Here is an 18,768-nt window from a genome sequence, read left to right as displayed (position 1 = left end):
ACAGATTGAGCCGGCCTCAGTCAGGCACGTCCCGGACGGGCATGTCCCGGACGGGCATGTCATCATCGCCAAACACGCCCTCCAGGCTCCACGCGGCGAGGGCGCGTTCGAACCACTGTTCAAGCTCAGGCTGGGTGGCCTCGCCGATACGCTGAACAGCCGGCGCAGGCAGGTCGCCGAAGCGGCGGCGCAACAGGCTTTGCAGCATTGCACGCAGGGCGATCAGTTTGCCTTCGGCCTTTCCTTCGGCCCTTCCTTCAGCCTTGCCTTCCGCGCGTCCCTTCTTGAAACCGATATACTCGAATTCTTCGGCCCAGGTTGCAAATTTGCGTCCCATGTCAGTAGACTCCTCCATATTCTCCAATGAAAACGGTCCCGGTCTTCCGGACCTGCGCTCCGCCACGCGGTTCGCCCAAGCCGCAACCGATCGGCGCAGGCCGCGCGGCGGCGTTGCGCATAGCCAAGTGACCAGCGCCGGCGCTATCTCCTGTAAGACCTCGGGAGCGGATGAAAGTTCGAGCCGGAACAGCAGTGACAACACATTGGCATTCGCTTTCAGGGCTGTCTGGTCAAGACGTTTCTGGTCGATCAACACATACCGTTGGGATGGCTGGAACGGCGCCAGCTCGGCGGGCACTTCCATCAGGAGCTCGGCCAGCTCCGTGCTGGCGCTCCAGCGCCGCTTGCCGTTGTAAAAGACCAGCGGCAGCACCGGGGGCAACAGCGCGCCGCGCGGCAATTCGTGGCGCTTGACCAGGTCCTGGTGCAGCAAGCCGATGTAGGTCTGCATGCGCAGGGCCATCCAGCGGTCCACGCTGGACTGGAATTCGAGAAGCAGGTAGACGTACAGGCAACGATCACCGACCTGTACGCGCCACACCATGTCGGCCTCGCGCGCCGATGCGCGTTCGCTCACATAGGTCGCATTGACCCGCTTGAAGGACGACAGCGCGATGCTATCGAGCAGCTTGAAGGGGGTAAAGTCGGCGATCAGTTCGCGCACCAGTTCCGGGTGGGCGAACAGCGAACGGTATCCGAGGTCGTGGTGGGCGGTCATGGCGCATTGTAGCGAGCGGCAGTGGCTGTCCGTTGCGCTGGCTCAGGCGTGCGCGGGGCACGAAACTGGCGCTTCAAGGTCGCATCCTCGCGCGGACATCGCCGCAGGCTTGTCACGGCAGGCAAGCGCGACATTGCCGAAATCATTCCGCCGAGTTATGCAAATAAGAAATGACTTGGGAATACGCCGCCGTCATGAACTTTTTTGCAATGAATAGTTGTGAAAGCCGTGTCTTTAAAGTCACATATCCAAATGACATCAACAGTAGTAGAATGCGAATTGGTCAGGCCGATGCTTAAGTGGTCGGACCGATGATGTTGAGGTGGGCGTGCACTTTTCTATAGTGGCAAACCACGATGCGTTCGACCAGGATGTTTATGAAAGCAGGGGCAGCATGAATCCATTTCCACGCCGGCAGTTGCGCGGCCTTGTCGCCGGCGTCGCCCGCTGATCCGCCCGTGCGCTTCGCGATTCGTGCTGTGGGGCCCGACAATCGGGTCCAGATGCTGGAACTGGACGCCAGCGATGCCACCGCCGCATCGCGCGCCGCTGTCGAACGCCGCCTGACCGTGCTGGAGGTGCGGCCGGTCGCGGTAACCGCCCAGCGCCGCGGCAAAACCTTTTCCCTCGTGCTGTTCACCCAGGAGCTGCTGGCCCTGCTCGAAGCGGGCCTTGGCCTGGTCGAAAGCCTGGAGGCGCTCAGCGAAAAAGAATCCCACACCGACACCGGCGCGCTGCTGGCCCGCCTGCTGGCGCGCATGCGCGACGGCTTGCGCTTTTCGGTGGCGATTGCGGCTGAGCCGGAATCGTTTCCGCCCCTGTTCGGCGGCATCGTCAAGGCCGCCGAGCGCACCAGCGACCTGCCGCAGGCGCTCACGCGCTACATCGAATACCAGGTGCGCGTCGATGGCGTGCGCAATCGCCTGGTCAGCGCGTCCATCTACCCGGTGATCCTGCTCACGGTCGGCAGCGCGGTCAGCATGTTCCTGCTCGGGTACGTGGTGCCCAAATTCTCGGCTGTCTACCAGGGCAGCGGACGCGAACTGCCGATGCTGTCGCAATGGCTGATCAAATGGGGCGGCGCGGTCGCCGGCCATGGCATGGCGATCATGCTCACGCTCGCCGCCATCGGTACGGCGCTGTTCTTCTGGCTGCGCCGCATGCACCGCTCGGGCCAGCTGATGCAGCTGTTTACGCGTCTGCCGGGCGTGCGCGAACGCATGCACATCCTGGAACTGGCGCGCCTGTACCTCACCCTCGGCATGCTGCTCGAAGGCGGCATCGCCGTGGTGTCGGCGCTCGACATGGTCAGCGGCGCCATTTCGCCGGCGCGGCGCGGCGCATTGGCGGCGGCGCGCCACGCCATCGCGCAGGGCGGCAGCTTTTCCGAGTCGCTCGAACGGAACGGCTTGACCACGCCGATCGCGCTGCGCATGCTGCGCGTGGGCGAGCGCTCCGGCCAGCTTGGGCTGATGCTCACCCGCGCCGCGCTGTTCTACGACGCCGAAACCACGCTGTGGATCGAAAAATTCAGCAAAACCTTCGAGCCGGTGCTGATGGCGGCCATCGGCGTCGTCATCGGCGCCATCGTGGTGCTGCTGTACATGCCGATCTTCGACCTTGCCGGGACCCTGCAATGAACCCGATGGAGATGGCGCCCATGATGGAATCCCTGCGCGCGGCGCAGCGCAACGCGCGCCAGTCGGGGCGCGCCTTTTTTGCCGAACTCGAAGCGCTGACCCAGTCCGAACCGCGCCTGCTGCTGGCGCAGGCGGCCGATGTGTTCCGCCTGCCCGCCATTGACATGGCGGCCATGCTGGCCTGCACCCCGGCCTTCGAGCGCTTGCCGCTGGCGCGCGCCCAGCAGCGCCAGTGCGTGCTGCTGCGCGCCCCCGACGGCTTGTGGGCGGTGCTGTGCGACCCCTACGCGCAAGACCTGCAAGTGTGGGTCGAAACCCTGGCCGGCGCCCCGGTGCGCTGGCGCCTGGCGCTGCCGGCCGACCTGCATGCCTATTTGTCCAAGCAGGAGGAATCGGTGCGCTCGGTCGATTCGCTCGTTACCGGCGAGGCGGACGAGGGCGATTCTGCGCGCCTGATGGAAAGCCTTTCGTACGCCTCGCTGGGCGACGCCGGCAGTCCGGCCGTCAAGCTGGTCAACTCCACCTTGTACGACGCACTCAAATCCGGCGTCTCGGACATCCACTTCGAAAGCACGCCCGGCGGCATGCTCACCAAATACCGCATCGACGGCGTGCTCGATCAGGCCGCGCAGGTGGCCGGCGGCGCGCTGGCGGAGCAGGCCATCTCGCGCATCAAGGTGCTGGCCGAACTCGATATCGCCGAGCGCCGCGTGCCGCAGGACGGCAGCTTCCGGGTCGAGGCGCAGGGTCGCGAAATCGACCTGCGCGTGTCGATCATGCCGAGCGTGCACGGCGAAGACGCCGTCATCCGCATTCTCGACAAGCAGTCGATGATCAGCGCGCACGGCACGCTCACGCTCGATTCGTCCGGCTTCGCGTCCGACCACCTGGCCACCATGCGGCGCCTGGTGTCGGAACCGTACGGCATGGTGCTGGTGACCGGGCCGACCGGTTCGGGCAAGACCACCACCCTGTACGGCGCGATCACCGAAATCAACAGCGGCCACGAAAAAATTATCACCATCGAAGATCCGGTCGAATACCAGCTGCCCGGCATCCTGCAAATTCCGGTGAACGACAAGAAAGGCCTGTCGTTCGCGCGCGGCCTGCGCTCGATCCTGCGGCACGACCCGGACATCATCATGGTCGGCGAGATCCGTGACAAGGAAACCGGTGAAATCGCGGTGCAGTCGGCGCTCACCGGCCACCTGGTGCTCTCCACCGTCCACGCCAACAATGTGTTCGACGTGTTCGGGCGCTTTGCCCACATGGGCATCGACCCGTACTCGTTCGTGTCGGCCCTGAACGGCGTGATCGCGCAGCGCCTGGTGCGCCTGTCGTGCCGCCAGTGCAGTGCCCCCTACACGCCGGACAACGAGGAACTGGTGCGCAGCGGCCTGGCGCGCGCCGCCGTTTCGCACTACAACTTCCGGCGCGGCGTGGGCTGCGGCGAGTGCCGCGGCACCGGCTACAAGGGGCGGCGCGCCGTGGCCGAAATCCTGATTCTCGACGACGCGCTGGCCGAACTGGTGATCGAACGCCGTCCGCTGCGCCAGATCAAGGAGCTGGCCCGGGCCGCCGGCATGCGCAGCCTGTTCGACGATGCGCTGGCGCTGGTGGCCACCGGAGAAACCACGCTGGAGGAGGTCAAACGTGTCACGCTGGCAGGCTGAAAACATTGGCGTCGACATCGGCGCCCACACCATCGTGCTGCGGCGCGGCGCGCAGCGCACCACGCTCAAGACGGCGGGCGGCGACTGGGCCGCGCTGGGCAGCGAACTGGCGCAGGCCTTGCCGGCGCGTGCGCGCCTGTCGGTGCGCGTGGCCGATTGCTGGAGCCGCACCTTTTTGCTGGAACCGCCGGCCGGGATTGGCGGCCTGCGCGACTGCCGCCTGCTGCTCGACGCCCGCTTCGAGACCCTGTACGGACAGGCGCCGGCCGACTGGCTGCTGCAAGCGGACTGGCAGGCCGGCGCGCCGATGCTCGCTTGCGCGATTCCGCGCAGCCTGCGCCAGGCGCTGGCCGGCGTGTCGCTGGCGCGCCTGCTGCCGGCACTGCTGCACGACTGGAACCGCCACTGCGCCGCGTTGCCGCCCGATGGCGTCTGGTGCGCGGCGGCCAACGGCGTGATCAACCTGCTGGTCTGGCACCAGGCGCGCCTGCAACTGGTGCGCCAGCAGCCCGGCACCGACGTCGACGGTTTGCTGGCGCTGGAACTGGCGCGTCTGGGTGTGGCCCTGCCGGCGGCGCGCTACTGGTCCGGCCCCGCCGCACCGGCTGGCTGGACACACCTGGAGACGGCCGCATGAAGCCGATGATGATCGATTTCGCCGACCAGCGCAGCGTATGGCGCTGGGACTGGCGCATGCGCGGCACGCAGCTGGGCGTGGCGTTCACCTTGCTCGCCATGATGCTGGGCGGCCTGGCTTTCGGGCGCGGCTTGCGCGTGCAGCATGAGCTGCAAGAGGCGAGGGCGGCGCAGGCCGCGCGCGCGGCCGCGGGCGAGCAGCGCGAGCGCGCCGAGCGTAGCCGCGCGCAACCGCTGGCCGAAGAGGCGCAACTGCTGCGCCAGGCCATGCTGCAGCGCGCGCAGCCCTGGGAAGAGATTTTCGGCGCTTTCGAGCGCGTGCCGCAGGCGCGCCTGCAATCGTTCGAACCCGATCTGGCGCGCGGGGTGGTCAAGGTCCAGGCCAACATGGACGACGTGGCTGCGCTGCAGGAGTACCTGCGGTCCTTGAAAGGCAGCCCTGTGTTCGCGCGTCTGAGCCTGATGCGCCACGAAGCCGCGGCCGAAGGCGGCATCAACTTCCATTACGAAGCGCAGCTCGCGGCCCCGTACCGCCTGCCCGACAGCGACACCCGGAGCGCGCCATGATGCAATGGAACGCGCTGCGCTGGCGCCTTGAAGTGCTGGCCGTGCGCCACGGCTTGTGGATGCTGCCCGGCGCGGCCTTGCTGCTGTGCGCACTGCTGGCATGGGGCTGGTGGTTGCCATCGCAGGAAGCCGCCTTGCGCGACGCCCTTGCCATGCAGGTGAGCGAAGCACCGGGTGCCGGCATGCCGGTGAGCGCGTCGCAGAGCGCGTCGGGCAGCGCACTGCCGCCGGCGGCGCGCGCCGATGCGGCCGTGCAGCGCCTGTTCGCGCTGGCGGCGGAGCACGGGCTGACAATCGCGCAGGCCGACTACCGGCGCCAGGAAACGGGGCGCGTCGGCCGCTGGCAAGTGCAGATGCCGGCCACCGGCACTTATCCGCAGGTGCGCCGCTTCCTGCGCGCGGCGCAGGCCATCCCCGGCCTGTCGCTCGACGAAGTTGGCATGCACCGGGCGGCGGTCGGCGCCGGCGTGGAAGCCCGGCTGCTGTTTTCGGTCTGGTTTACACCGGACGCGCCCTGATGCCGACCCGTCTGAAAATCATGCTGGCGGTGCTGCTGGGCGTCGGCCTGCTGATGCTGTTCGACAGTCCGCCGGAACCGGAGGTGGTCGGCGTGGGCGAACGTCCGCGCCGCCCGCAAGCGGTGCAAGCGCCTGCGGCGCCGCTGCGCGCGCCGTCGGTGGCGGTCGATCCGGACGCCCCGGTGCCCGACCTGTTCGCCGGCGGCCCGGCGCAAGCGGTGCGGCAGGATGCGGCGGTAACGAGCGGCGGTCCGGACGCCGGCGACAAGCCGCAAACGCCGTTCGTGCTGCTCGGGTTCAAGGTGGAAGACGGCGTGCGCGAAGCCTATTTGCTGCGCAACGACGCCGTGCTGCTGGCGCGCGCCGGCAGCGTGTTCGAAAAGCGTTATCGCGTGCTGGCCCTGCGCCAGGAATCGGTGCGCATTCAGGATCAACAAACCGGCGAGGAACACCGGATCAGTTTCGGGACAGAAGAATGAGAAAAATAGCAGGCAACCTGGCACTGGCATGCAGCCTGGCCGTGCTGGCCGCATGCGCTGCCGGACCGCAGCCCACCCCGCCCGACATCCGTGTCTTGCTCGACGCGGGCAAGCTGGAAGAGGGCATGGCGCGCCTGGGGCAAGTGCTGGCCGCGACGCCGGGCCATATCGAAGCGCGCGTCCTGCTGGCCAACACGCGCATCGCACTGATCAACCAGGTGCTGGCGCAGGCCGCGCAGGACGTGGCGCGCGGCGCGTGGGATGCGGCGCAGGAGGGGTATCGCCGCGCCGCCGCGCTCGGCGCCGTCGACCAGGCCATGATCGGCATGCGCAACCTGGCCGCGGCGCAGTCGCAGTCGCACGCGCTTGCCGGCGTCGAGCAGTTGCTCAACGCCGGCAAGCGCGTTGAAGCGCGCGAGACCTTGCGCGCGCTGCTGGCGAAGCACCCCAAGAACGGGCGCGCGGCGAAAATGCTGCAAGCCCTGGAAGATCACAGCGCCGACGCGCCAAGCGGCACGGCACTGGGCAAGGCGTTCCAGAAGCGATTGAGCCTGCGCTTCCAGGACGCGCCGCTGCGCGCCGTGCTCGAATCGATGTCGCGCACCTCGGGCATCAGCTTCACGCTCGACAAGGATGTGCCGGCCGACCTGCGCGTCACGCTCAACCTGCAGGACACGACCATCGAACAGGCGCTGCGCAATCTGCTCATGAGCGTGCAGATGGAACAGCGCATCGTCGACGAGCGCACCGTGCTGCTGTATCCGAACGACGCCGCCAAGCAGCGCGACTACCAGAAGCTGACGATCCGCAGCTTCCGCATCGCCAACGCCGAAGCGAAGACCGTGGCCAGCAGCCTGCGCACCCTGCTCAAGACGCGCGACCTCGTCGTCGACGAAAAACTCAACATGCTGGTGCTGCGCGATACGCCCGAAACCATTCTCATGGCGGCCAAGCTGGTGGCGCTGCACGACGTGGCCGAACCGGAGGTGATGCTGGAAGTGGAGATCCTGGAAGTGCAGCGCAGCGACCTCGAATCGCTGGGCGTGAAGTGGCCGGGCAACGTCAGCCTGACGCCGCTCGGCGCGTCCACCGTGCTGTACGACGGCACCCTGGCGACCAGCCCGTTTACGCTCAATGACCTGAAGAACCTCAATTCCAGGGGCCTGCTGGCCAGCGTCGACCCGATGCGCCTGTCGGCGTCGGTCAACCGCGATAATGTCAGCGTGCTGGCCAATCCGCGCATCCGCATCAAGAGCCGCGAAAAGGCCCTGATCCGGGTCGGCGAGCGGGTGCCGAGCGTGTCGGCCAATGTCACCTCGACCGGGGTGACCTCGCAATCGGTCAATTACCTCGATGTCGGCCTCAAGCTCGAAGCCGAGCCGGTGGTGTACATGGACGATGAAGTGTCGATCAAACTCAGTCTGGAAGTGAGCAGCATCCTCGGCACCATCTTCGACGCCAACGACCAGCCGTACGGCTACCGCATCGGCACCCGCAACGCCAGCACCGTGCTGCGCCTGCGCGATGGCGAGAACCAGGTGCTGGCGGGGCTGATCAGCGAAAACGACAAGCGTTCCTCGAACGCCATTCCGGGCCTGGGCGAACTGCCGATGCTCGACCGCCTGTTCGGCAGCAAGGGTAGCGAGCGCACCAAGACCGAGATTGTGCTGTCGATCACGCCGCGCGTGCTGCGCAACCAGGCGCGCGGCGCCGGCGGCGAGGTGGAGTTCGACGCGGGGACCGATGCGAGCCTGCGTGGCCAGGCCGGCCAGCCGCAGCATGCCGCGCCACAGGAACCGCCGGCGCCGGTACCCGCGCCGCAGCCGGCCAGCGCGCCGCTGATCGAGCGGAGCGGGGGCTGACGTGCGGCGCCTGCGCGGATTCACGCTCATCGAGCTGATGGTGACCCTGGCGATCGTGGCGCTGCTGTCGACCATCGCCTTGCCGCTGGCGCAGGTGGCGGTGCAGCGCCAGAAGGAGCAGGAGCTGCGCGTGGCCCTGCGCGACATTCGCAGCGCGCTCGACGAATACAAGCGCGCGGCGGGCGAGGGCCGCATCGCCAGCCTGCTCGATGGCAGCGGCTATCCGCCCAAGCTGCTGGCGCTGGTGAACGGCGTGCCGGACCAGCGCAGCGCCAAGGCGCGCAAGGTATTCTTCCTGCGCGCAGTCCCGCGCGATCCGTTCAACACCGATCCGGACCTGCCGCCCGAGCAGACCTGGCAGCTGCGTTCCTACCAGAGCGACCCGGCCGACCCGAAACCGGGCGAGGATGTCTACGACGTGCACTCCAATTCTGAACAGGTGGGCCTCAATGGCATTGCGTACCGGCGCTGGTAAGCGCGGCTTCACGCTGATCGAACTGCTGGTGGTGCTGGCGATCCTGGCGCTGCTGCTGACGATCGCCGCACCGCGTTTCTTCCGCAGTGTCGAGCAGTCGAAGGAGACGGTCCTCAAGGAGAACCTGCACATCACGCGCAGTGTGATCGACAAATTCTATGGCGACAACGGGCGCTATCCGCAGACGCTGGGCGAACTGGTCGAACGCAAATACCTGCGCTCCCTGCCGCTTGATCCGATAACCGAAAGTACTTCTACCTGGATTCTGGTCGCACCGGACAACGGTGCTGGTGTTTACAACCTCTACAGTGGTGCCGCCGGCAACACGCGCGCCGGCATGCCCTTCAGCCGGCTCTGATCCACTTTCGCTATCCCTCCCCCGTTCGCGGTCCGGCCAAATTGGGCATCCATACACGCGATTTTGCCATCTATTCTTTTTTGGACTGACCACATTAGTTTTTGACTTGACCAATACTAGACTTCGGTCAGTCCAAATGTTGTTTTTTGAGCTTGCATTTTACATTTTTAATTGGCATGAGGTCTTATCGGTCTTGAAATATCCACGTTCTTGCCCGGATTGCATGGAAAACGATGTCAAAGCGACGTTGATATGAATTAGATGCATATACTAAGACGTTAGATGAAAAATAATGATCGTGGCTGTGCCAATCTCACACCGCACACCGTGGTCGCATTCCTGTCGAATGAAAATTGGTATCTTAGCAATGCTTTTGGTCATTTAACATGATGTTGACACGACAATATGAGAGCGTGCATCCTCGCAGCAGACCTGGCGAACGTTGATCTATTTGCATGATGGCCGACTCGCGGAGCGCAATGATCCATGGATTCTGCGTATGCAATACGGCAAACAGTGCGGCGCTCCGTTTGGTCCACATCGCCAGCGAGGGATTTCCCCCGCAAAAGCTGGCGGCTCGAAAAAATACCAATATTTACGGAGTAACCCGCATGAAAGTATCGATTTTGAAACTGACACTGGCTGCCGCAGCCGTTCTGGCGAGCACCCAGGCCATGGCCGGACCGGTCGGCTACGGCGCCGCCACCACCGGCGGCGGCACCAAGGCCGCTGTGAACGTGAGCACGCTGGCCGACATGGCGGCGAAGATCAAGGCGTATTCGGGCAGCGGCGGCCTGGTACTGAACTACACCGGCAGGTTCGACTTCGCCAGCGTCAAGGACGTGTGCGCGCAGTGGAAAAAACCGGCGCAAACCCTGGAAATCAAGAACAAGAGCGACATCACGATTCGCGGCTCGGCCGATTCGTCGGCCAACTTCGGCATCCGAATCGTGGGCGACTCGAGCAACGTGATCGTGCAGAACATGACCATCGGCCTGCTCCAGGGCGGGGAAGACGCCGATTCGATTTCGATCGAAGGCACGTCGAGCGGCAAGCCAAGCAAGATCTGGGTCGACCACAACACCATCTTCGCCTCGATCAAATCGTGCCCCGGCGCGGGTGACGCCTCGTTCGATGGCGGCATCGACATGAAGAAGGGCGCCAACCACATCACGGTGTCGTACAACTACGTGTACAACTACCAGAAGGTGGCATTGAACGGATTTTCCGACAAGGACACGCTCAACGCCGGCTCGCTGACCACCTACCACAACAACCGCTTCGAGAACGTGAAGTCGCGCCTGCCGCTGCTGCGTTACGGTAAAGCCCACCTCTTCAACAACTACTTCGGCAACGTCGATACCTCGGGCATCAACGTGCGCATGGGCGCGATGGCGCTGGTCGAATCGAACTACTTCGAGAACGTCAGGAATCCGGTGACCTCGCGCGACAGCACCAAGCTCGGTTACTGGGACCTGCGCAACAACTTCGTCGGCAGCGGCATTACCTGGGGCGCCCCGGACAGCGGCACCTACGCCAACGCCACCGACTGGAAGACCAGCAAGGCCTACGGCCCGACCGGCTACGCCTATACCGCCAGCGCGGCTGCCGGCGTGAAGGCGAAAGCCATCGCCACGGCCGGCGCGCGCACCAACCTGGCCCAGTAATTCGTTCGCATTTCGCTGTCGTTCCCGCCATCCCCAAGAGGGGATGGTCACTCAATTCACCCATCAGGAGTCTCCATGAAACGCTTCAATGCCCTTCTTTTCGCAGTCATCGGACTGTGTATCGCCACCAGCGCATCTGCCGCCCCAGGCAAGCGCGCGGTCCCGTCGTGCACCAAGGTGCTGGTCACGGCAACGACCGATGTACCGGCCAACACCACCTTCGATGGCCTGGTCAAATACGGCAAGATGGTTTGCCTGGTCGGTAACAACAAGAAGATGGACGGCAGCCAGTCCGAGAGCCAGATCCCGCACTTCAACCTGGGCGTGGGCGCCACCCTCAAGAACGTGGTGCTGGGCGATCCGGCCAAGGGCACCGGCCGCAACCTGGCAGCCGGCGGCGCCGATGGCGTGCATTGCGCCGGCAACTGCAAGATCGAGAACGTGTACTGGGGCGATGTGGGCGAAGATGCCGCCACCCTCAAAGGCGCCGGCACCATGACCGTCAGCGGAGGCGCAGCGTACAAAGCGGCCGACAAAATGTTCCAGAATAACGGCGCAAACAGCAAAATCGTCATCACCAACTTCTACGCGGAAGAAGGCGGCAAGCTGTATCGCTCGTGCGGCAATTGCTCGAGCCAGTCGGCACGCACCGTCACCATCAGCGGCGTGACGATCTATAACGTCAGTGCCGGCGTGGGCGTGAACAGCAGCTTCGATGGCTCGAAACTGCCGGCGCTGGCCAAGGCCTACGACGTGGCGACCATGAGCGACTTCGTGTCGAACAAGGCGTCGGCGCGCTGCGCCACCTTTATCGGTACCTCGAAAGGCAATGAGCCTAACAAGGACACCAACGCCGGCAACATCGCGCGTGCCTGCGTTTTCAAATAATGCGCTAAACAGGTTTCAGGTGAGAAGACGGCCTATGTAGCCGGTTTGACCACGCGAACAGGTGATCCCTTGTCGCGTGGTTTTTTTTCGTTCGAAGGGTCAGTCCTCGGGGCGCAAGGTGTCCTTGCAGTTGCCCCCGCACGCCATCACATACGCGAACTGCCAGTCGCAGTAGCGCTTTTGCCCATCCAGATACATGAAATCGCCGTCGGTGAAGCTGCGCCGGATGGTCTGCGCGCACGAGGCGCTGCGCACGCCCATCACGCCGCCGCCCGGCGCGCGCACCAGCTGCCAGTCGGCCTTGCCGGTGATCGGGTCGGGATAAAGCTGGCGCAGGTAACGCTTCATGCCCGGCTGGCGCGGGTCCCGCAGCAGGTCTTCCAGGCGCGCCGGGGCATGGCTGGCATGGCCTTCCGGCGTATTGAGTTCGTATTCGAGAAACGCGCGGATGTACTGCTTGCCGACGAACAGAAGCTCGGTTTCGGCGTCGCGCCGGCGCGCCAGATCGCCCACCGAGACGGTGGCCGCCGTCGCCACCCCGATCACGGCGATCATCGCCATCAGCCCGACGTAGGTGAAGCCGCCCGCGCGCGGCGCCATGGCTTGCTTACGCACGCGAGAAGGTGCGCGTCACGCGTTCGAGATGCGCGCGCATGGCCTGGCGCGCGCCGGCCACGTCGTGCGCGGCGATCGCCGCCAGGATATTGCGGTGATCGATCAAGGTCTGCTTGCGCAGTTCCTCGGTCTGGAAGTGCTCCTTGAGTTTGTGCCACAAGGTGCCGCGCTGGTTCCACAGGTAGTCGATGGCGCCGACCAGCGCCGTGTTGCCGGTCGCGCGCGCCAGCGCCAGATGGAAATTGCGGTCGGCCTGCTCGTTGCTGGCGCGGTCTTCGTGGTCGCGCTCCATTTCCAGCACGGCGGTGAGGATGGCGTCGATGGCCGAATCGGTGGCATTCCTGGCGGCCAGGCCGGCCACCTCGGTTTCGATCATGCGGCGCGCGGCCAGCACCTCGAACGGACCGGGGCCGACTTCGGGGGCCGGGCTGGCGCCGGGCGCCTGCGCGCTGACGTACACGCCCGAGCCGCTGCGCACCTCGACCACGCCGCCCAGTTCCAAGGCGATCAGCGCTTCGCGCAGCGAGGCGCGGCTCACGCCCAAGCGCGCCGACAGCTCGCGCTCGGCCGGCAGGCGCTGGCCGGGCTGCATGCGCTCAGTGGCGATCAATTGCACGATGCTGTCGGCCACGACCCGGTACATGCGTGGTTCCGGCGTGCTCGCGTCTGGCGCCGCGGGGGTTGTTTTCATCGTCTGGAGCCGTCAAGGAAGGGGTAAAGTGGAAAGGATACCGCAAGAGGACCAATTGTAGATAGCTATGCGCTCCCGTGCAAGGCGGCAGCGCGGCGGCGCTTGCCAACCGGGCCGCAATGCCGGATCATTCCGGGACGCCCCCCGCGCGGGGCTTAATCTTGTATATATCTATATTCGGAGGCATCAATGGTGGCAGTCAATCGGCACATGCACGCGAAACGGCGGCTCGGCCTGGGCCTGGCCGCGCTGGCGGCGGTTCTCTGGTCGGGCGTTCCGGCCCAGGCCCAGCAGCCCGAGGAAAAAATCCTCAACATCTATAACTGGTCCGACTACATCGCCGACGACACGATCAAGAACTTCACCAAAGAGACCGGCATCACGGTGCGTTACGATGTCTTCGACAGTAACGAAGTCCTGAACGCCAAGCTGGTGGCCGGTAAATCGGGCTACGACATCGTGGTGCCGACCGCGCCGTGGGCACGCCAGCAGATCGACGCCAAACTGCTGCGCAAACTCGATAAATCCAAGCTGCCCAACCTGGCCAACCTCGATCCGGCCATCCAGGCCAAGCTGGCCACGCTGGACCCGAACAACGACCATCTGGTGGACTGGATGTGGGGTTACACCACGGTCGGCATCAATGTCGACAAGGTCAAGGCCGCGCTGGGCGCGACGCCCCTGCCGGCCAATGTGTGGGAACTGATTTTCAATCCCGTGTACACGTCCAAGCTCAAGTCGTGCGGCGTGTCGTTCCTCGATTCGCCGTCCGAGGTGTTCCCGGCGGCGCTGCATTACATGGGCAAGCCGGCGTATTCGAAGAACGCGGCCGATTACGCCGAGGCGGGCAAGATGCTGCAGGCGGTGCGCCCGAGCGTGACCCTGTTCAGTTCTTCCGGGTATATCAACGACATGGCCAATGGCGCCATTTGCGTGGTGTTCGGCTGGGCCGGGGATATCAATATCGCGCGCCAGCGCGCGATCGATGCCAAGAAGGGCGTCAAGATCGAGGCCCTGGTGCCGAAAAACGGCGCGCCGCTGGTATTCGATACCATGGCCATTCCGGCCGACGCGCCGCATCCGAACAATGCGCATTTGTGGATTAACTATATTTTGCGTCCGGAAGTGCAGGCCAGCCTGACCAACAAGGTGTTCTTTGCCAATCCGAACAAGGCCGGCATGAAGTTCGTGCGCAAGGATGTGGCGGAGAACAAGAGCGTGTTCCTGCCGGAAGAGGATTTGAAGAAGATGATCCCGCCGGAAGCGGTGCCGCAGGATATTCGCCGGGTGATGACGCGCACCTTCACCAAGTTCAAGACCGGACGGTAATACCCACACTACCACCGTCTCCCCCGCCGAGGGCCGCCTTGGCGCGGGGGAGACGGTTGGAAGGCGAGCGCCGAGGGGCAAGGCGAACGAAAAACACAAAAGCGGCAAGCGCCCATTGGGCCTTGCCGCTTTTTATCGGCCTGTATCAGGCCCGGTGCTATTCGTGATAGCGATCTTGCAGGTCGAGCTTGCTGCCGTGAACCTCTTCCACCAGTTCATACAGCACCAACCCAACCATGCCTCCAAACATGGCAATGACGAGCATGCTGAACATGATCATGAACCGCCGTTGAGCGATGCCTCCCTTAGTTGATACACCTAAACTTTAGCAGGTGGATGCAACAATTCAAGGCCGGCGAGCGACTTATTTAACAATCAGATCGGGCGCCATCACGCCTTTCAAATACAGGCTGTAAGGATCGAGCGCCTCGCGCTGCACCAGCCACCAGGCGTTGGCCTTCTTGATCTGCCAGTCCTGCGGATGCCCCGACAGCAGCAGCGCCGCCACCTGGCCCAGGGTCGGCTGGTGCCCGACCACCAGCACTGGCTCGCGTCCGTTCGGCCAGTTGGCCGCCATCAGGATATCTTCCGGATCGGCGCCCGGCGCCAGTTCGTGCACGATCTTGAACTTGCGCTTGAGCGGTTCCACCGTCTGCAAAGTGCGCAGCGCCGGGCTGACCAGGACGCGGGTGCTGTCGGGCAGCTGCGAAGTGAGCCAGTCGGCCATGCGGCGCGCCTGCTTCTGGCCTTTGGGCGTGAGCGCGCGCTCCATGTCGTCCTGGCCCGGGTCGGCGTCGTGCGCCTCGGCGTGCCGCCATAAAATCAGATCCATGCTGTTCTCCTGTCACTCTCCAGTATCGACCGGGTGCGTGCCTAATAACTCCATCAAATGACGCTGCGCCGAAAACTCCAGCTGCTTGCCGCGCACCTTGCGGCGCTGGTAATGCCCGCTCGGGTCGAGCTCCCATGCGTTCGAGTTATCTTTCAGGTAGGGGTTCAATCCTTCCGTGATCACGCGCCGTTTCAGCGCCTTGTCCAGGATCGGGAAGGCCACTTCGATGCGGCGGAACAGGTTGCGGCTCATCCAGTCGGCGCTGGCCAGGTACACATCGTGCGCCAGGTCGTTGCGGAAATAGTAAATCCGGCTGTGTTCCAGGAAGCGCCCGATGATCGAACGCACCTTGATATTTTCCGACAGCCCCGGCACGCCAGGTTTCAGGGTGCAGGCGCCGCGCACGATCAGGTCGATCTTCACGCCGTCGTGCGAGGCCGCGTACAGCGCGCGGATCACCGATTCGTCCACCAGCGCGTTGATCTTGACGATGATCCGTCCCGGCCGGCCGGCACGGGCGATCTTCGCTTCGTTGCGGATCGCCTTGATGATTTCGCTCTGCAGCGCGAACGGCGCCAGCCACAAATGGGTCAGCTTGTGCGGCTTGGTCAGGCTGGTCAGGTGGATGAACACTTCGTTCACTTCCTGCGCCATCTCGGGGTGCGCGGTCAAGAGGCCGAAGTCGGTGTACAGGCGGGTGGTGGTGAGGTGGTAGTTGCCGGTGCCGAGGTGGGCGTAGAAACGCAGGCCGCCCGGGTTGCCCTCGGCGTCCGCATCCTCGCGCCGGATCACCAGCGCCACCTTGGCGTGGGTTTTCAGGCCGACCACGCCGTACACCACCTGGGCGCCGGCTTGTTCGAGCTTGTCGGCCCAGTTGATGTTGGCTTCCTCGTCGAAGCGCGCCATCAGCTCCAGGATGACGGTGACTTCCTTGCCGGCCCGGGCGGCGGCCATCAGCGCTTCCATCAGGTCCGAGTGCATGCCGGTGCGGTAGATGGTCTGCTTGATCGCCACCACCGACGGATCGTGCGCGGCCACCTGGATGAAGTCGACCACGGTCTGGAACGACTGGAACGGGTGGTGCAGCAAAATGTCGTGCTTTTTCAGCTGCTCGAAAATATCGTGGTGCGCGGTCTTTTGCGGCATGCCCGGCACAAACGGCTCGAAGCGCAGGCTGGGCTGCTTGACGTGGTCGATCAGCTCGGCCAGGCGCACCAGGTTGACGGGGCCGTCGACCGCGTACAGGCGGCTCTTGTCGAGCCCGAACTGTTCGAGCAGGAATTCGGATAATTCCGGCGCGCAATTCTTGGCCACTTCCAGCCGCACCGAGGTGCCGAACTGGCGGCCCTGCAACTCGCCCTTGAGCGCCTGGCGCAGGTTCTTGACTTCTTCCTCGTCGACCCACAGGTCGCTGTCGCGGGTCACCCGGAACTGGGAATAGGCAATCACTTCGCGCCCGGTGAACAAGTCTTCTATATGCGAGTGGATGATCGAAGACAGCAGGCAGAAGGAAATGCCGCCGTTGGTCGACAGTTCGTCGGGCAGGCGGATCACGCGCGGCAGCACGCGCGGCGCCTTGACGATGGCGATGCCGGTGCCGCGCCCGAAGGCGTCCTTGCCGGTCAGCGAGATGATGAAATTGAGACTCTTGTTGACGACCTGCGGAAACGGATGGGCCGGATCGAGCCCGATCGGGGTGAGCAGGGGGCGCACTTCGCGCTCGAAATACTCCTTGACCCAGGCGCGCTGCGCCTCGTTGCGGTCGGTGTGGCGCACCAGGTGCACGCCTTTCTTTTTCAGTTCCGGCAGCACTTCGGTATTGAGTACCGCGTACTGGTCCTTCACCAGATTGTGACATTCATTACTGATGCGGGCCAGATTGGCCGCCAGCGCGGGATTTTCCGCCAGGTTGCCCTGGGCCAGCAGGCTGGCCACGCGCACTTCGAAGAATTCGTCCAGGTTGTTACTGACAATACACAGGTAGCGCAGCCGTTCCAGCAGGGGCAGGGAAGTATCTTCCGCCTGGGCCAGCACACGGCGGTTAAACGTCAATTGCGACAACTCCCGGTCCAGGAAGATGTTGGCGCGCGTCGGATCCGTGCTCGATGCAGTTTTCATTAGGGCTTTAACTAGTCAGATAGATAATATTAAACGCCGCCAGTGTAATAAATAAATATGACAAGTCGGTGACACACGCTGTCGTTGTGTGACACGGACTGCCGCCATGCAGGCGAAATACAAGCGTATCATGCAGGGAGAAAACGGATTCTTACAAGGATTTCCGTCATGTCATAAACGTGTCATATTCGCGCGGTAGACTGCGCAGCATTCCACGTTGTATAACCCACAAGGACTTGATATGCGAATGAAACAGTTGTTGGCTTCCATCATTGTTGGCGTTGGCGCCCTGGCGGCGGCAAACTCCATGGCTGCGGACATGACCGGCGCGGGTGCGACCTTTCCTTACCCTGTGTATGCTAAATGGGCGGAGTCGTACAAGAAGGCAACCGGCAATGGCATGAACTATCAATCGGTCGGCTCCGGTGCCGGCATCAAACAGATCAAAGCAAAAACCGTCGACTTCGGCGCGTCCGACAAACCGCTGCCAGTCGAAGAACTCGACGCGGCAGGCCTGATGCAGTTCCCGGCCATCATGGGCGGCGTGGTCACCATCGTCAACCTGGACGGTATCGCTCCCGGCGCGATGAAACTGACCGGTCCGGTCATCGCCGACATCTACCTGGGCAAGATCACCAAGTGGAATGCACCTGAAATCGCCGCCCTGAACCCGGGCGTCAAGCTGCCGGCCGACGACATCACCGTCGTGCACCGCGCCGACGGCTCGGGTACCACCTTCCTGTTCACCGACTACCTGTCGAAAGTCTCGCCTGAATTCAAGACCAAAGTCGGTGCCGATGCATCGGTGAAATGGGCGGTTGGCGTGGGCGGCAAGGGCAACGACGGCGTCGCCTCGACCGTGCAGCGCGTCAAAGGTGCGGTTGGCTACGTCGAGTGGGCGTTCGCCAAGAAAAACAAGATCGCACACACCCAGCTCAAGAACAAGGACGGCGTGTTCCTGCAGCCTGACGACGACAACTTCAAGGCAGCCGCCGCCTCGGCCGACTGGGTCAAGGCGCCAGGTTTCGGCGTGGTCCTGACCGACCAGCCAGGCAAGAACAGCTGGCCGATCACCGGCGTGTCGTACATCCTGATGCACAAGAGCCAGGCGGATGCCGCCAAGGGCAAGGAAGTCATCAAGTTCTTCGACTGGTCGTTCAAGAATGGCGACGCCGCCGCTGTCGAACTGGACTACGTGCCGCTGCCGGACAGCGTCACCAAGCTGGTCAGCGATTCCTGGAAAGCCAATCTGAAAGATGCTGCCGGCAAGGGCATCTGGTAATAACAACGGGCGGGCAGGGCCGCGTGTGCGGCCCGCCTGCTTTTTTGCAGCTATGAACATCATGTGGACACCTGGCGAAGT

The 18,768-nt window shown here is 64.0% G+C and carries 19 protein-coding genes; 13 read left to right on the top strand and 6 right to left on the bottom strand.

Annotated features, from left to right (window positions below; translation table 11 throughout):
- Positions 1-16: 16 nt before the first annotated feature.
- Positions 17-1,057, bottom strand: coding sequence for an Rpn family recombination-promoting nuclease/putative transposase (locus F2P45_RS02110; RefSeq protein ID WP_166870112.1), 1,041 nt, complete (start codon positions 1,055-1,057; stop codon positions 17-19).
- Between the two features lie 458 nt (positions 1,058-1,515).
- Here F2P45_RS02110 and F2P45_RS02105 point away from each other — a divergent pair, with 458 nt between their 5' ends.
- The 11 genes from F2P45_RS02105 (at position 1,516) to F2P45_RS02055 (ending at position 11,820) form a co-directional block, all read left to right on the top strand.
- On the top strand, positions 1,516-2,697 hold the full coding sequence (locus F2P45_RS02105) for a type II secretion system F family protein (protein ID WP_166870111.1): 1,182 nt from the start codon (positions 1,516-1,518) through the stop codon (positions 2,695-2,697).
- 20 nt (positions 2,698-2,717) lie between these two features.
- On the top strand, positions 2,718-4,370 hold the full coding sequence (locus F2P45_RS02100; RefSeq protein WP_370663195.1) for a GspE/PulE family protein: 1,653 nt from the start codon (positions 2,718-2,720) through the stop codon (positions 4,368-4,370).
- Positions 4,351-5,007 carry a hypothetical protein gene (locus F2P45_RS02095; RefSeq protein WP_166870109.1) on the top strand — a complete coding sequence of 219 codons (657 nt, stop codon included), beginning with the start codon at positions 4,351-4,353 and terminating at the stop codon, positions 5,005-5,007. Before F2P45_RS02100 ends, F2P45_RS02095 begins: the two co-directional genes overlap by 20 nt.
- Positions 5,004-5,573, top strand: coding sequence for a hypothetical protein (locus F2P45_RS02090; RefSeq protein WP_166870108.1), 570 nt, complete (start codon positions 5,004-5,006; stop codon positions 5,571-5,573). Before F2P45_RS02095 ends, F2P45_RS02090 begins: the two co-directional genes overlap by 4 nt.
- Positions 5,570-6,091, top strand: a complete 522-nt coding sequence (locus F2P45_RS02085; RefSeq protein ID WP_166870107.1) for a GspMb/PilO family protein — start codon at positions 5,570-5,572, stop codon at positions 6,089-6,091. The genes F2P45_RS02090 and F2P45_RS02085 overlap by 4 nt, the downstream gene beginning before the upstream one ends.
- Complete coding sequence (locus F2P45_RS02080) at positions 6,091-6,570, top strand: hypothetical protein (RefSeq protein WP_166870106.1); 480 nt, start codon at positions 6,091-6,093, stop codon at positions 6,568-6,570. The genes F2P45_RS02085 and F2P45_RS02080 overlap by 1 nt, the downstream gene beginning before the upstream one ends.
- Entirely contained in the window at positions 6,567-8,432 is a 1,866-nt protein-coding gene (locus F2P45_RS02075) for a secretin GspD/PilQ domain-containing protein (protein WP_166870105.1), read from the top strand. The genes F2P45_RS02080 and F2P45_RS02075 overlap by 4 nt, the downstream gene beginning before the upstream one ends.
- 10 nt (positions 8,433-8,442) lie before the next feature.
- A complete protein-coding gene (locus tag F2P45_RS02070) occupies positions 8,443-8,907 on the top strand; it encodes a type II secretion system protein (protein WP_166870195.1) in 465 nt (154 codons plus the stop codon).
- Complete coding sequence (locus tag F2P45_RS02065; protein ID WP_166870104.1) at positions 8,882-9,265, top strand: prepilin-type N-terminal cleavage/methylation domain-containing protein; 384 nt, start codon at positions 8,882-8,884, stop codon at positions 9,263-9,265. Before F2P45_RS02070 ends, F2P45_RS02065 begins: the two co-directional genes overlap by 26 nt.
- A gap of 611 nt (positions 9,266-9,876) precedes the next feature.
- A complete protein-coding gene (locus F2P45_RS02060; RefSeq protein ID WP_166870103.1) occupies positions 9,877-10,932 on the top strand; it encodes a pectate lyase family protein in 1,056 nt (351 codons plus the stop codon).
- A 75-nt stretch (positions 10,933-11,007) separates the two neighbouring features.
- Positions 11,008-11,820 carry a pectate lyase gene (locus F2P45_RS02055; RefSeq protein WP_166870102.1) on the top strand — a complete coding sequence of 271 codons (813 nt, stop codon included), beginning with the start codon at positions 11,008-11,010 and terminating at the stop codon, positions 11,818-11,820.
- 99 nt (positions 11,821-11,919) lie between these two features.
- On the opposite strand, the gene F2P45_RS02050 is transcribed toward F2P45_RS02055, so the two are convergent.
- Entirely contained in the window at positions 11,920-12,435 is a 516-nt protein-coding gene (locus F2P45_RS02050; protein ID WP_166870101.1) for a type II secretion system protein, read from the bottom strand.
- Positions 12,428-13,126, bottom strand: a complete 699-nt coding sequence (locus F2P45_RS02045; RefSeq protein ID WP_166870100.1) for a FadR/GntR family transcriptional regulator — start codon at positions 13,124-13,126, stop codon at positions 12,428-12,430. The genes F2P45_RS02050 and F2P45_RS02045 overlap by 8 nt, the downstream gene beginning before the upstream one ends.
- Positions 13,127-13,315: 189 nt before the next feature.
- On the opposite strand from F2P45_RS02045, the gene F2P45_RS02040 reads away from it, so the two are divergent.
- A complete protein-coding gene (locus F2P45_RS02040) occupies positions 13,316-14,455 on the top strand; it encodes a polyamine ABC transporter substrate-binding protein (protein ID WP_166870099.1) in 1,140 nt (379 codons plus the stop codon).
- Between the two features lie 157 nt (positions 14,456-14,612).
- Here the strand turns inward: F2P45_RS02040 and F2P45_RS36700 are convergent, their stop codons facing one another.
- From F2P45_RS36700 to ppk1, 3 genes are all read right to left on the bottom strand, one after another.
- On the bottom strand, positions 14,613-14,735 hold the full coding sequence (locus F2P45_RS36700; protein ID WP_267876767.1) for a hypothetical protein: 123 nt from the start codon (positions 14,733-14,735) through the stop codon (positions 14,613-14,615).
- Positions 14,736-14,819: 84 nt separating this feature from the next.
- A complete protein-coding gene (gene sixA / locus F2P45_RS02035; RefSeq protein WP_166870098.1) occupies positions 14,820-15,287 on the bottom strand; it encodes a phosphohistidine phosphatase SixA in 468 nt (155 codons plus the stop codon).
- A 12-nt stretch (positions 15,288-15,299) separates the two neighbouring features.
- Positions 15,300-17,405: a polyphosphate kinase 1 gene (gene ppk1, locus F2P45_RS02030; protein ID WP_166870097.1), complete on the bottom strand. Its 2,106-nt coding sequence runs from the start codon at positions 17,403-17,405 to the stop codon at positions 15,300-15,302.
- A gap of 241 nt (positions 17,406-17,646) precedes the next feature.
- Between ppk1 and pstS the strand changes: the two genes are divergently transcribed.
- Positions 17,647-18,687, top strand: a complete 1,041-nt coding sequence (pstS, locus tag F2P45_RS02025; RefSeq protein WP_166870096.1) for a phosphate ABC transporter substrate-binding protein PstS — start codon at positions 17,647-17,649, stop codon at positions 18,685-18,687.
- Positions 18,688-18,768 lie beyond the last annotated feature (81 nt).

Origin of the sequence: Massilia mucilaginosa, assembly GCF_011682145.1 — a bacterium.
GTDB classification, from domain to species: domain Bacteria; phylum Pseudomonadota; class Gammaproteobacteria; order Burkholderiales; family Burkholderiaceae_D; genus Telluria_A; species Telluria_A mucilaginosa.
The sequence above is the reverse complement of the archived record's forward strand: the minus strand, read 5'-3'. Positions and strand labels throughout refer to the sequence as shown.

What these genes read in the sequence shown, in the direction of transcription:
- F2P45_RS36700 (WP_267876767.1), bottom strand. Translation starts at nt 14,735, where the DNA reads ATGATCATGTTCAGCATGCTCGTCATTGCCATGTTTGGAGGCATGGTT.
- pstS (WP_166870096.1), top strand. Translation starts at nt 17,647, where the DNA reads ATGCGAATGAAACAGTTGTTGGCTTCCATCATTGTTGGCGTTGGCGCC.
- F2P45_RS02100 (WP_370663195.1), top strand. Translation starts at nt 2,718, where the DNA reads ATGATGGAATCCCTGCGCGCGGCGCAGCGCAACGCGCGCCAGTCGGGG.
- F2P45_RS02110 (WP_166870112.1), bottom strand. Translation starts at nt 1,057, where the DNA reads ATGACCGCCCACCACGACCTCGGATACCGTTCGCTGTTCGCCCACCCG.
- F2P45_RS02080 (WP_166870106.1), top strand. Translation starts at nt 6,091, where the DNA reads ATGCCGACCCGTCTGAAAATCATGCTGGCGGTGCTGCTGGGCGTCGGC.
- F2P45_RS02045 (WP_166870100.1), bottom strand. Translation starts at nt 13,126, where the DNA reads ATGAAAACAACCCCCGCGGCGCCAGACGCGAGCACGCCGGAACCACGC.
- F2P45_RS02065 (WP_166870104.1), top strand. Translation starts at nt 8,882, where the DNA reads ATGGCATTGCGTACCGGCGCTGGTAAGCGCGGCTTCACGCTGATCGAA.
- F2P45_RS02060 (WP_166870103.1), top strand. Translation starts at nt 9,877, where the DNA reads ATGAAAGTATCGATTTTGAAACTGACACTGGCTGCCGCAGCCGTTCTG.
- sixA (WP_166870098.1), bottom strand. Translation starts at nt 15,287, where the DNA reads ATGGATCTGATTTTATGGCGGCACGCCGAGGCGCACGACGCCGACCCG.
- F2P45_RS02090 (WP_166870108.1), top strand. Translation starts at nt 5,004, where the DNA reads ATGAAGCCGATGATGATCGATTTCGCCGACCAGCGCAGCGTATGGCGC.
- F2P45_RS02040 (WP_166870099.1), top strand. Translation starts at nt 13,316, where the DNA reads ATGGTGGCAGTCAATCGGCACATGCACGCGAAACGGCGGCTCGGCCTG.
- F2P45_RS02075 (WP_166870105.1), top strand. Translation starts at nt 6,567, where the DNA reads ATGAGAAAAATAGCAGGCAACCTGGCACTGGCATGCAGCCTGGCCGTG.
- F2P45_RS02085 (WP_166870107.1), top strand. Translation starts at nt 5,570, where the DNA reads ATGATGCAATGGAACGCGCTGCGCTGGCGCCTTGAAGTGCTGGCCGTG.
- ppk1 (WP_166870097.1), bottom strand. Translation starts at nt 17,405, where the DNA reads ATGAAAACTGCATCGAGCACGGATCCGACGCGCGCCAACATCTTCCTG.
- F2P45_RS02055 (WP_166870102.1), top strand. Translation starts at nt 11,008, where the DNA reads ATGAAACGCTTCAATGCCCTTCTTTTCGCAGTCATCGGACTGTGTATC.